Raw genomic sequence first — 12803 nt, 5'->3', positions numbered from 1 at the left:
CATACTGCTCGACTTTCAGTTATCCACACAGCTTCGGAAATCTCCTGCATGAAACGTACACCGCACTTGCTCGCGATCCAGTCCCATGTGGTCTTTGGCCATGCCGGAAACAGCGCCGCGGTGTTTCCCATGCAGCGCATCGGCGTCAATGTCTGGCCGCTCAACACCGTGCAGTTCTCCAATCACACTCAGTATGGCCAGTGGGCTGGCGAAGTGCTTGCTCCGGCGCAAATTCCTGCGTTGGTGGAAGGCATTTCCAATATCGGCGAGCTGGGCCACTGCGATGCAGTGCTGTCGGGCTACCTGGGCAGTGCCGAACAGGGGCGGTCGATCCTGGCCGGCGTCGAGCGGATCAAGGCGGTCAACCCGCGAGCGTTGTACCTGTGCGACCCGGTGATGGGCCATGCCGAGAAGGGCTGCATCGTGCCCCAGGAGGTCAGCGACTTCCTGCTCAAGGAGGCGGCGTCGGTGGCCGACATCCTCTGCCCCAACCAGCTTGAGCTCGACAGTTTCTGTGGTCGGCATGCGCAGTCGCTGGAGGATTGCGTGGTCATGGCGCGCAGCCTGCTGGAGTACGGGCCGCAGGTGGTGCTGGTCAAGCACCTGGCGTACCCGGGGCGCGGCGAGGATGCTTTCGAGATGCTGTTGGTGACCCGCGAACAGAACTGGCACCTGCGCCGTCCGCTGCTGGCGTTTCCGCGCCAGCCAGTGGGGGTCGGTGACCTGACCTCGGGGCTGTTCCTGGCGCGGGTACTGCTGGGGGATTCGTGGCTGCGGGCCTTCGAGTTCACCGCGGCGGCGGTGCACGAAGTGCTGCTGGAAACCCAGGCCTGCGCCAGCTACGAGTTGCAGCTGGTGCGGGCGCAGGACCGTATCGCCCATCCGCGGGTGCGCTTCGAGGCACAGAGCCTAGATCACTCGGTCTTCAGGTCCTGATAGCGCTTCTCCAGCTCCTGGCGGATCTGGCGGCGCTGCTGGCCTTGCAGGAAACGGCGCTTCTCTTCGCTGTTCTGTGGCTGACGTGGCGGCACCGCAACCGGACGGCGATTGTCGTCGACCGCGACCATGGTGAAGAAGCAGCTGTTGGAGTGGCGAACGGAGCGCTCGCGAATGTTCTCGGTCACCACCTTGATGCCCACTTCCATGGAGGTGTTGCCGGTGTAGTTGACCGAGGCGAGGAAGGTCACCAGTTCGCCGACATGCACCGGCTCGCGGAAGATCACCTGATCCACCGACAGGGTCACGACGTAGGTGCCGGCATAGCGGCTGGCGCAGGCATAGGCCACTTCGTCGAGGTACTTGAGCAGGGTGCCGCCATGTACGTTGCCCGAGAAGTTGGCCATGTCCGGTGTCATCAGGACAGTCATGCTCAGCTGGGCGTTTCCAGGTTCCATAGTGTGCTCACGGTGAGGTTGCGCTGAAACGGGGCGGGTATCTGCAGACACTTCTGTTCCCCTCTGTTGAGGTTTCCCATCCTGGAAACGGACGTCGCTCGACGGTCCGTCGTCACGCCGATCATGCCATTACCCCGCGCGCTTTTGCCGATCTGTTTCTACATATTGCACCGGCGTTTGACGAGCGGACGCGATGTTACCCTGAGTACGCCCATGCAACATGGGTGTTCCACCCTTCAACACAATCTGTACTAGCTGCTCGATCGGGGATGCCTGGCAGAGGAGCGGTCTGCCCCCCGTGCGTAGAGAAAAGGAGTGCCACGCCATGCATGCCATCAGTTTCATCCAGGATCTGGCCGTGATCATGCTGGTCGCAGGGGTGGTAACCATTCTTTTCCACAGGCTGCGCCAACCGGTGGTGCTGGGCTACATCGTCGCCGGATTCATCATTGGCCCGCACACGCCGCCATTCGGCCTTATCCACGACGAAGACACCATCAAGACCCTGGCCGAGCTCGGGGTGATCTTCCTGATGTTCTGCCTGGGCCTGGAGTTCAGCCTGCGCAAGCTGTTCAAGGTGGGGGCGACTGCCTTCATCGCCGCCTTCCTCGAAATCGTGCTGATGATCTGGATCGGCTTCGAGATCGGCCGCTGGTTCGGCTGGAACACCATGGACTCGTTGTTCCTCGGCGCCATCCTGGCGATTTCCTCGACGACGATCATCGTCAAGGCGCTCAACGACCTGAAGATGAAGAACGAGCGGTTCGCGCAACTGATCTTCGGCGTGCTGATCGTCGAGGACATCCTTGGCATCGGCATCATTGCCCTGCTTTCAGGCATCGCTGTCAGCGGTTCGGTCAGTTCCGGCGAGGTGTTCTCCACCGTCGGCAAGCTGTCGCTGTTCATGATCGTGGCGTTGGTCATCGGCATTCTGCTGGTGCCGCGACTGCTGGCCTACGTGGCGAAGTTCGAGAGCAACGAGATGTTGCTGATTACCGTGCTGGGGCTGTGCTTCGGCTTCTGCCTGCTGGTGGTGAAGCTCGAGTACAGCATGGTGCTGGGCGCCTTCCTGATCGGTGCGATCATGGCCGAATCGCGCCAGTTGCTGAAGATCGAGCGCCTGATCGAACCGGTACGCGACCTGTTCAGTGCCATCTTCTTCGTCGCCATTGGCCTGATGATCGATCCGCAGGTGTTGATCGACTACGCCTGGCCGATCGTGGTGATCACCCTGGCTGTAGTGTTGGGCAAGATGCTCTCCTGCGGCATGGGCGCCTTCATTGCCGGTAACGATGGGCGCACCTCACTGCGTGTGGGGATGGGGCTTTCACAGATTGGCGAATTCTCCTTCATCATCGCTGCGTTGGGCATGACCTTGCAGGTTACCAGCGACTTCCTCTACCCGGTCGCAGTGGCGGTCTCGGCCATCACCACCTTGCTCACGCCTTACCTGATCCGCGCCGCGGACCCCCTGTCGATTCGCCTGGGCAAGGTGGTGCCGCAACGCCTGTCGCGGGTGTTGTCGTTGTATGGCGAGTGGTTGCGCAACATTCAGCCTCAAGGCGAGGGTGCGATGCTGGCGGCGATGATCCGGCGCATCCTGCTGCAAGTGGGGGTGAACCTGGCACTGGTGATCGCGATCTTCTTCAGCGGTGGTTACTTCGCGGTACGCATCGGCACGTGGCTGAGCGAATGGATCGGTGATGTGGGGCAGCAGAAGGCAGTGATCTGGGGCGCCGCATTGCTGTTGTCTCTGCCGTTCCTGATCGCCGCTTATCGCAAGCTCAAGGCGCTGTCGATGCTGTTGGCGGAGATGGGCGTCAAGCCGGAGATGGCCGGGCGTCACACCCAGCGCGTGCGCCGCGTGATTGCCGAAGTGATTCCGCTGTTGTCGCTGCTGGTGATCTTCCTGCTGCTGTCGGCACTGTCGGCGAGCATCCTGCCGACCAACGAGCTTTTGCTGGTCATCGCCGTGGTCGCGGCCGTGGTGGTTGCGCTGTTGTGGCGTTGGTTCGTGCGCGTGCATACGCGCATGCAGATCGCCCTGCTGGAAACGTTGGAGAACAGCCGCGATCACTCGCATTGAGGAGTAATCGCTCCCTGCGCAAGACTTCATGGTAGTCCGAGGGGATCAGGCGGTAACGATGTCGCCAGGCGCAGAAAGCCTGGCGATTCTACGAGTACTTAATGGCTATATGCCATTTTTTCGTGGTCGGGTTCAGCTTTCCAGCCAGACGTCCCGCGCCCAGTGCCACACCGACTCCCAGCTTTCCTCGGCAACGATCTCGTCATCGCCATCCCACAGCACCACCGTCCCGTCTTCCTCGACGCAGTAGTAATTGTCGCCGTCCTGGCAAAGGGGGATCAGGTCGCGTGGTACGCCGGCATCCCAGGCATTGGCGGCAACATCAGGCAGGTAGGTGTGCGACTGCGGGTCGGTGACAGTGACCGGTTCGAGGGATCCATAGACCACGTCACTGACGGTCAGCAGGAATTCTTTGAAAACGAACGGAATGTTGATGAACAGCTGTTCTTCGATTTCGACCAGTTGGTCTTCGTCGGGAAGCTCCAGGGGCACCGGTACTGGCTCATTGGCTTCACGGAGTTGTTCGATCACTTCTTCCACAGTTCACTTCCTCTTACCTTGATGACAACGCTGCGCGTTATACCCTAGTAGCCCAGTATGGCAAAAGCAAAAACCCCGGGACAGGCCCGGGGTTTTTCTGTGAAGCGCGTCAGAATCAGCCGTTCTGGCGGATACCGGCGAGCATCCAGGGCTGGTTCTCGCCCTGTGCACGCTCCATGTGCCAGCTTTCGCTGAAGGCCTCGCCCTGATCGAAGCGCGAGTTCTTCGATACGCCACGGAAGGTCAGGGTAGCGATGGTCTTGTCGGCACGGTCGTCGACGCCTTCCAGTTGCACATCGAGGTCGTCGATGTAGGTGGACTGGAAGCCATCACCTTGCTCGGCACGCTCACGCTTGAGGAACTCGAGCATTTGCGGGGTGACGAACTCGGCGATCTTGTCCATCTCGTTCGCATCCCAGTGCTGTTGCAGCGTCTGGAAGTGGTTGCGGGCAGCGGCCAGGAAGCTCTGCTCGTTGAACCAGGCCGGGGCGTTGATGACCGGCGCAGCGGCGACAGGTGCGGCCGAACCACCGAAGATCGATTGCGCAGGCTGTTGCGGCACTTCACGCTGGTAAGGGGCGTGACCGGCGGCTGCGGCAGCTTGCGGCTGCTGCTGGCGACGGCGCGCAGCGATGAAACGGAAGACCAGGAAGGCGATCAGGCCCATGATCAGGAAGTCGAGGATCTGCATGCCCTGGAAGCCATCGCCCATGAACATGGAGGCGAGCAGGCCACCGGCGGCGAGGCCGGCCAGTGGGCCCAGCCAGCGCGAAGCACCGCTGGCAGCGGCCGGAGCGCGGCCTGGAGCGGTCGGCGCGGCGGCAGGCGTGGTAGGGGAGGCCTGGCGGGTCTGGTGCATAGGCGCAGCGCCCGAGCTCTTGCCGCCGCCGAAGCGCTTGGCGTTGGCGTCGAGGCTCAGCGTCAGGCCGACGCAGAGCGCCAGTGCGATGCTAAGAAAACGTTGCATAAGATGGGATTTCCCGTTTTGTGGATTGCACGCGCGTCATGGTGCACATGATCTAGGAGACATGGCTAGCGCAAGAATGTTTCGAGCTTTTGCCTGAGCGTGTAGGCAGCGTCTGAATCTGGCGTCTGAAAGAGCATCGCGGGACGAGTCACGAGCGACTCGTCCTCAGAGCGCTTCCAGCTTGGCATACCCCAGCATCAGCCACTTGCTGCCTTCGTCGAAGTTCACCTGCACGCGTGCCTGTGCCCCGGACCCTTCGAAGTTGAGGATGACCCCTTCACCGAACACCGAGTGTTGCACGCGTTGGCCCAGGCTGAAGGCGGTCTGCGGGATGCTGGCGTTGGCGAACAGGCTGCTGGCCTGGGTCTGCGCACCGCCGAAAGGACGGCTGACCGAATTGGACAAGCGCACTTCCTGAACCAGGCCTGCCGGGATTTCCCGTACGAAACGCGACACCTTGTTGTACGTCTCGCTGCCATAGAGGCGCCGGGTCTCGGCGTAGGTCATGATCAGCTGGCGCATCGCGCGGGTGATCCCGACGTAGGCCAGGCGGCGCTCCTCTTCAAGACGACCAGGCTCTTCCAGGCTCATCTTGTGCGGGAACAGGCCTTCTTCCATGCCGACCAGGAACACGTAGGGGAATTCCAGGCCCTTGGCGCTGTGCAGGGTCATCAGCTGCACACTGTCTTCGTGCTCGTCTGCCTGGGCGTCGCCGGCTTCCAGCGAGGCGTGGCCGAGGAATGCCGACAGCGGCGAAAGGTCGGCGTCTTCTTCACTGGATTCGAAGTTGCGCGCAGCGCTGACCAGTTCCTCAAGGTTCTCTACCCGGGCCTGGCCTTTTTCACCCTTTTCTTCCTGGTGGTAGATGATCAGCCCGGACTGCTCGATGACGGTCTGGGTCATGGTGTGCAGCGGCATCTCCGTGACCTTGGTCGCAAGGTTCTCCATCAACTCGATGAAGCCGCCCAGGGCGCTGGCAGCACGGCCTTTGAGCGCTTTGGCGGCGAGCAGCTGGCACATCGCATCCCACATCGACAGCTGGCTGTGGCGGGCATGTTCGCGGATGGCTTCGACCGTCTTCTCGCCGATGCCGCGCGGCGGCACGTTGATCACCCGCTCGAGTGCAGCATCGTTGCCGCGGCCTTCGAGCAGACGCAGGTAGGCCATGGCGTTCTTGATTTCGGCGCGTTCGAAGAAGCGCTGGCCACCATAGATGCGGTAGGGGATGCGCTCACGCAGCAGGGCTTCTTCGAGCACTCGCGACTGGGCGTTGGAGCGATAGAGGATGGCGATGTCGCTGCGCGAATTGCCGTCCTTGATGATGCGCTCGATGCTTTCGACCACGTAGCGTGCTTCGTCGTGCTCGTTGTATGCCGCGTACAGGGTGAGGGGTTCGCCTTCGCCCAGGTCGGTCCACAGCTCCTTGCCCAGGCGCCCGCTGTTATTGGCGATGAGGGCGTTGGCAGCCTTGAGGATGCCACTGGTGGAGCGGTAGTTCTGCTCCAGGCGGATCAGCTCGGCGTCGGGGAAGTCGGCGGTGTATTGATGGATGTTCTCGATCTTCGCGCCGCGCCAGCCATAGATCGACTGGTCGTCGTCGCCCACCGCCATCAGGCTTTCGCCACCGCCGGCCAGCAGGCGCAGCCAGGCGTACTGCACGGCGTTGGTGTCCTGGAATTCGTCCACCAGCAGGTGGCGGAAGCGGCGCTGATAGTGCTCGAGCAGGCCGGGGTGGTCGCGCCACAGGTCGAGGGCGCGCAGCAGCAGTTCGGAGAAGTCGATGACCCCGGCGCGCTCGCAGGCCTGTTCGTAGGCTTCGTAGATGCCGCGCATGGTGGCCAGGAACAGGTCGCCGCTGGCCTGGATGTGCTGCGGGCGCAGGCCTTCGTCTTTTTGCCCGTTGATGAACCACTGGGCCTGGCGTGCCGGCCAGCGCTGCTCATCCAGCCCCATCTCGCGGATGACACGCTTGATCAGCCGCTGCTGATCGTCGCCGTCGAGGATCTGGAAATTCTGCGCCAGGCGCGCTTCCTGCCAGTGGGCGCGCAGCAGGCGGTGGGCCAGGCCGTGGAAGGTGCCGACCCACATGCCAGCCGGGTTGATGCCCAGCAACTGTTCGATACGGTGACGCATCTCCGCGGCGGCCTTGTTGGTGAAGGTCACCGACAGAATCGAATGCGGCGAGGCCTGCTCGACCTGGATCAGCCAGGCGATGCGGTGCACCAGCACGCGGGTCTTGCCGGAGCCGGCGCCAGCGAGCACCAGTTGACGCCCACGCGGGGCTGCTACGGCCTGGCGTTGGGCATCGTTGAGGGAGTTGAGCAGTAGGGAGAGGTCATCAGTGTGCATCCGGCCATTCTAGGTTGGCGCGGGGGCTGCGGGCAAATGCTCGGGCATTTGTGAAATCATGACATACAGCAGTTTGGCCTGGCCTTGCGCTTGTGTATGCTCCGTGCACGTTCGCGGCTGACCATTATAAGAACACTGCCATATGACCCAGAATTGCATGGTGATCGACGCATCACCCGAATCGACAAGGAGCGTTCGCAGGCAATTCGCAACCCAGCTCTCCATCGAGCGGACCCGCCTGCTTTACCAGGGCTCGTTGCTGCCCACCCTGTTCATGTTGCTCAACGGCCTGCTTTGCGCCTGGCTGCTGTGGAGTCCTGCCCGCTACCTGCTGGTCGGCGTGTGGATGGTCTGGTTGCTGGCGCTGGTGGCTTTGCGGGTGATCCAGGTGGCGGCTTTCGATGCGGCCACGCCGGCGCGCCAGGCCAAGCCGACCTGGTGGCGGATGTTCCTGGGTGGGTCGGCCTTCAGTGGCCTGACGCATGCCTGTGCTGCACTCGCGCTGGTGCCGGTGGACAGTTTCGTCCAGCAGGCCTGGGTATTCGGCCTGCTGGGCGCAGCGGCGCTGTCGGCGAGCGTCGCCTATGCGGTCAGCCTGCCGGCCTTTCTCAGCTTCGTGTTACCCGGCCTGTTGCCGCCGATCGGATTTCTGTTCTTCTATCAGGACGGATTGCAGCGCGGCTGGGGCTGGCTTGGCCTGATCCTGCTCGGCGCCCTGATGGTAGTGGCCTGGCAGGTCAATCGTCTGATCGAGCGCGGTCTGCTCCGACGCTTCCAGAACCAGGCACTGATCGAGCATCTGCAGGGTGCGCAACGCCATGGCGAGCAACTGAACCAGGCCCTGAGTGCAGAGATCCGCCACCGTCGTCATGCCGAAGAGCAATTGCGCCAGGCTCAGGCCGGCCTTGAGCTGCGGGTGAGCGAGCGAAGCCGTGAGCTGGCGCTTGCCACCCAGGCCCTGGGCGCCAGCGAGCAGCGCCTGGCCCTGGCGCTGGAGGCCAGCGAGCTGGGGCTTTGGGACTGGGACCTGCAAACCGACGAAGTCCATCACACTCAGTTGCATGCCTTGTTCGGCCTGGAGCCTGGACAAGTGCGCTCGGTGCTTGCCGACCTCAAGCCGCGCCTGCATCCCGACGATCTGCCGCTACTGCGGCGCACACTGGTCGAGCACCTCAAGGGCCGCAGCGGCGACTATCGCGTCGAATACCGGGTACGCCACACGCAAGGCCGCTGGTGCTGGATCGAGGATCGGGGGCGAGCGGTCGAGCGTGATGCCGACGGCAAGGTCCTGCGCATGCTGGGCACCCGCCGCGACATCACCGCACAGAAGGAGCAGGAAGAGCAGCAACGGCTGGCTGCCACCGTGTTCGAAGCGGCGAGTGAAGGCATCGCCATCCTCGACGCGCACTACCAGTTGCTGGCGGTCAACCAGCGGTTCTGCGATCTCACCGGTTACGGGCGCGAAGACCTGATCCTGCGTGACCTGCTGGAGCTGCCGTGCAGCCGCGACGCCCGCCGGCACAGCCAGTCGATTCTCCAGGCCCTTGAGCAGCAGGGGCGCTGGCAGGGCGAGCTGGTCGAGGCGCGCAGCAATGGCGAGCTTTACCCGCAATGGCTGCAGCTCAATGGCGTGCGCGATGGGCGGGGCAATATCAGCAATATCGTGGCGTTCTTCACGGACCTGTCGGCGCGCCGCGAGTCGGAGGAGCGCCTGCGCTACCTGGCCCACTACGATGACCTCACAGGCCTTGCCAACCGCGCACTGTTCCGCCTGCGCCTGCACGAGGCGGTGCAGCGTGTGCGCCTGAACGGCCGTAGCCTGGCGCTGCTGCATGTCGACCTGGACCGTTTCAAGCTGCTCAATGAAAGCCTGGGGCATGAGCTGGCCGACCAGTTACTGAAGAAAATGGCCCAGCGCCTGGCCAATGCGGTGCCGGAGGCCGACACCGTGGCGCGAATCTCCGGCGACGAGTTCGCCGTGCTGTTCGATGGCTACAGCAATCTTTCCAGCCTGGTGCGGGTCACCACACGGCTGCTCGACAAGCTGCGGGTGCCGCAGCGGGTGGGCGGTCATGAGGTGGTGATCAGTGCATCGGTGGGCATCAGTGTGTTGTCGGAGGCCACTTTCGACCTCAACGCCCTGGTCAGCCAGGCCGACATGGCCAAGCAGCATGCCAAGCACCTGGGGGGCGACAGTTTCCAGTTCTATACCGAAAGCCTGCGTGCCAGCACCCTGGAGCGCCTGCAACTGGAGAACGATCTGCGCAAGGCTCTCGACGAGAACCAGTTGCGAGTCTACTACCAGCCCAAGCTGTGCCTGCGTTCCGGCCGTCTGCATGCCGCCGAGGCGCTGGTGCGCTGGCAGCATCCGCAATGGGGCATGGTGCCGCCGGGCGAGTTCATCGGGCTGGCCGAAGAAACCGGGTTGATCGCGCCGATGGGTGAGTTCGTCCTGCGTCAGGCGTGCTGGCAGGCCTGCGAATGGCTGCGCCAGGGCAGAGAGATCCGTGTTTCGGTCAACCTGTCGGTCTACCAGTTGCGCCAGGGCAAGGTGGTCAGCCTGGTGCGCCAGATGCTGCAGGAGACCGGGCTGGCACCGCACCTGCTGGAGCTGGAACTGACCGAGAGCCAGTTGCTCGACAATGTCGAGCACATCATCGCCACCTTCCAGCAACTGCACGCATTGGGCGTGAAGCTGGCGATCGATGATTTCGGGACCGGCTACTCATCGCTGAGTTACCTCAAGCGCTTTCCGGTGGACTACGTGAAGATCGACCAGGCGTTCATTCGGGGTCTGCAGGAGGGCAGCCAGGATGCCGCGATCATCCGGGCGATTATCGCCATGGCCAAGAGCCTGGGGCTGGAGGTGGTGGCAGAGGGCGTGGAAACCCAGGAGCAGCTGGCATTCCTGCGTGAACAGGGGTGCGACGAGGCTCAGGGTTACCTGATCAGTCGACCGATCGATGCCGCAGCGTTCAAGGCGTTGCTGGAGCGCTCGCGGGGATGACCTGCGCCCCGGCGGCAAGTGCCGGGGCAGGGGATGGTCAGAGGTGCCAGTGTCGGCCCTGATGCGCCAGGAGGCTGTTGGCCTGCTCTGGCCCATTGCTGCCTGCCGGATAGGTCCGCGGTGCCTGGAAGTGTTCTTCCCAGCCCTTGAGGATAGGGTCGATCCAGGCCCACGCGGCCTCCACTTCGTCACGGCGCATGAACAGTGTCGAGTCACCATCCAGTACATCCAGCAGCAGGCGCTCGTAGGCTTCCCAGCGGCGGGTCTGGGCGAAGGCCTGAGCCAGGTTCAGGTCCAGCTCGACTGGCGCCAGGCGCATGCCGCGGCCGGGGCTCTTGGTCATCATGCGCAGGCTGATGTGCTCGTCGGGCTGCAACTGGATCAGCAACTGGTTGACCTGGCCGCCCGCGAACAACTCGTGGGGCACCGGTTTGAACTGGATGACGATCTGCGACGAGCGCCGTGCCATGCGCTTGCCGGTGCGCAGGTAGAACGGCACGCCGGCCCAGCGCCAGTTCTCGATATGGGCCTGCACGGCGACGAAGGTTTCGGTGTCGCTGTCGTTGTCGACATCTTTCTCGAAGTAGTAGGCCGGCACTTCCTGGCCGCCGATCTTGCCGGCGCTGTACTGGCCGCGCACGGTCTTGTCCTGCACGTCCTGGCCGGTGATCGGGCGCAGCGCACGAAGGATCTTCACCTTCTCGTCGCGGACCGCCTCGGCCTCGAACTGCGCCGGCGGCTCCATCGCCACCAGGCAGAGCAGTTGCAGCAGATGGTTCTGCAGCATGTCGCGGGTAGCGCCGGCGCGCTCGTAGTAGGCGCCGCGGTTCTCGACCCCGAGGGTTTCGCAGACGCTGATCTGCACATGATCGACCTGGCTGTTGCGCCATACAGGCTCCAGCAAGGCATTGGCGAAGCGCAGGGCCATGAGGTTCTGCACTGTCTCCTTGCCCAGGTAGTGATCGATGCGAAAGACCTGGGACTCGTCGAATACCGCGCCGATGGCTTCGTTGATCGCCGTGGCCGACTCCAGCGAATGGCCGATGGGTTTCTCCAGCACGATGCGCGCTTCGTTGTCGGCAAGGCCGGCCAGGCGCAGGTTGTTGGCGATGGACACGAACAGGTTGGGGGCGGTGGCGAGGTAGAAGATTCGGGTCAGGCCACCGGGCTCGCCAAGGTAGCGGGCCAGGCGTCCGAAATCGGCACCCTGGGAGGCGTCCATGGCGAAGTAGTCCAGGCGTGCCGAGAAGCGCTGCCAGACCTCCTCGTCGAAGTCGTTGCGGGAAATCTGCGCCCTGCAATGACGCTCGCTGAGCTTGAGGTAGTCGTTGCGCGGCAGGGGGCGGCGGGCCAGGGCGATGATCCGCACGGCGTTGTGCAGGCGACCCTCGCGGTAGAGCTGATAGAGCGCCGGCAGCAGCTTGTGCAGGGCCAGGTCGCCCGTGCCGCCGAAAACCAGAATGTCGCAAGGGATACTCAAGCCACCACTCTCCCATGTTCGTTTAGCTGGGCGGTCAGCCGGTCATGTAGTATAACTACAAGATAGCTACATCCCGGCCAGCCGATCATAACCGAGTCCAGCCTGTGAATCTGTTGCAACATATCGCTCAATCGCGCCACCTGCTGCGCAAATCGGAACTGAAAGTGGCCGACCACGTGCTGCTCGATCCGGCTGCCGTCATGCACAGCTCGATGGCCGATCTTGCCCACAGTGTTGGTATCAGCGAGCCGACCATCGTGCGTTTCTGCCGCGCCATCGGTTGTTCGGGCTTCCAGGACCTCAAGCTCAAGCTGGCGCAAAGCCTGGCGGCGGGCGCCAGCTTCGGCCAGTTCGCCATCCATGAAGACGACTCGGTCGCCGACTACAGCCTGAAGATTTTCGACACCACCTTGCACACGCTGATGGAAGTGCGCGAGCACCTCGACCCGCAGGCGCTGCAGCAGGCGGTGAGTGCCATGGCCCAGGCGCAGCGCGTGGAATTCTACGGCTTCGGGGCTTCCGGCGCGGTCGCCGCCGATGCCCAGCACAAGTTCTTCCGCCTGCTGCTCAGTGCCGCGGCCTATTCCGACCCGCACATGCAGGCGATGTCGGCGGTGACCCTCAAGCCGGGTGATGTCGCCGTGTGCATCTCGCAGTCGGGGCGCTCGAAGGATTTGCTGATCACCGCCAACCTGGTGCGTGAAAGCGGCGCCAACCTCATCACCCTGTGCCCCAGCCAGACGCCGCTGGCGGAACTGTCGACCGTCAACCTGGCGATCGATGTGCACGAAGACACCGAGATCTACACCCCGCTGACCTCGCGGATCGCCCACCTGGTGGTGATCGACGTGCTGGCCATGGGCGTGGCCATGGCGCGTGGGCCGAGCCTGGTCAACCACCTCAAGAGCGTCAAGCGCAGCTTGCGCAGCCTGCGTTTGTCGCCCAAGTCGATCAAGGCTACCGACGACTGATTGCACTGC

9 protein-coding genes are annotated in these 12803 nt (G+C 63.2%); 4 read left to right on the top strand and 5 right to left on the bottom strand.

Translation table 11 applies throughout. The features are described 5' to 3' along the window. The first annotated feature begins 48 nt into the window (after positions 1 to 48). Entirely contained in the window at positions 49 to 936 is an 888-nt protein-coding gene (gene pdxY, locus ACK3BK_RS25195) for a pyridoxal kinase PdxY (protein WP_411383510.1), read from the top strand. On the opposite strand, the gene ACK3BK_RS25190 is transcribed toward pdxY, so the two are convergent. Then, positions 915 to 1394 carry an acyl-CoA thioesterase gene (locus tag ACK3BK_RS25190; protein WP_054892983.1) on the bottom strand — a complete coding sequence of 160 codons (480 nt, stop codon included), beginning with the start codon at positions 1392 to 1394 and terminating at the stop codon, positions 915 to 917. The two genes, pdxY and ACK3BK_RS25190, sit on opposite strands and share 22 nt — an antisense overlap. Before the next feature lie 325 nt (positions 1395 to 1719). Between ACK3BK_RS25190 and ACK3BK_RS25185 the strand changes: the two genes are divergently transcribed. Then, a complete protein-coding gene (locus tag ACK3BK_RS25185; RefSeq protein WP_186670145.1) occupies positions 1720 to 3480 on the top strand; it encodes a cation:proton antiporter in 1761 nt (586 codons plus the stop codon). Positions 3481 to 3612: 132 nt separating this feature from the next. On the opposite strand, the gene ACK3BK_RS25180 is transcribed toward ACK3BK_RS25185, so the two are convergent. The 3 genes from ACK3BK_RS25180 to uvrD all read right to left on the bottom strand — a co-directional run bounded on the left by ACK3BK_RS25180 (position 3613) and on the right by uvrD (position 7336). After that, positions 3613 to 4020, bottom strand: coding sequence for an SMI1/KNR4 family protein (locus ACK3BK_RS25180; protein ID WP_186670143.1), 408 nt, complete (start codon positions 4018 to 4020; stop codon positions 3613 to 3615). A gap of 115 nt (positions 4021 to 4135) precedes the next feature. Further along, complete coding sequence (locus ACK3BK_RS25175; RefSeq protein WP_186710115.1) at positions 4136 to 4987, bottom strand: Tim44 domain-containing protein; 852 nt, start codon at positions 4985 to 4987, stop codon at positions 4136 to 4138. 165 nt (positions 4988 to 5152) lie between these two features. Then, a complete protein-coding gene (uvrD, locus tag ACK3BK_RS25170; protein ID WP_186670132.1) occupies positions 5153 to 7336 on the bottom strand; it encodes a DNA helicase II in 2184 nt (727 codons plus the stop codon). Between the two features lie 142 nt (positions 7337 to 7478). On the opposite strand from uvrD, the gene ACK3BK_RS25165 reads away from it, so the two are divergent. Continuing rightward, positions 7479 to 10343: an EAL domain-containing protein gene (locus ACK3BK_RS25165; RefSeq protein WP_411383509.1), complete on the top strand. Its 2865-nt coding sequence runs from the start codon at positions 7479 to 7481 to the stop codon at positions 10341 to 10343. Positions 10344 to 10380: 37 nt separating this feature from the next. Here the strand turns inward: ACK3BK_RS25165 and zwf are convergent, their stop codons facing one another. Then, positions 10381 to 11823 carry a glucose-6-phosphate dehydrogenase gene (gene zwf / locus ACK3BK_RS25160; RefSeq protein WP_186670130.1) on the bottom strand — a complete coding sequence of 481 codons (1443 nt, stop codon included), beginning with the start codon at positions 11821 to 11823 and terminating at the stop codon, positions 10381 to 10383. 104 nt (positions 11824 to 11927) lie between these two features. Here zwf and hexR point away from each other — a divergent pair, with 104 nt between their 5' ends. Next, positions 11928 to 12794: a transcriptional regulator HexR gene (gene hexR / locus ACK3BK_RS25155; RefSeq protein ID WP_003253273.1), complete on the top strand. Its 867-nt coding sequence runs from the start codon at positions 11928 to 11930 to the stop codon at positions 12792 to 12794. The last annotated feature ends 9 nt before the right edge of the window (positions 12795 to 12803 follow it).

The sequence above is a fragment of the Pseudomonas sp. L7 genome, assembly GCF_046605565.1.
GTDB classification, from domain to species: domain Bacteria; phylum Pseudomonadota; class Gammaproteobacteria; order Pseudomonadales; family Pseudomonadaceae; genus Aquipseudomonas; species Aquipseudomonas wayambapalatensis.
The sequence above is the reverse complement of the archived record's forward strand: the minus strand, read 5'-3'. Positions and strand labels throughout refer to the sequence as shown.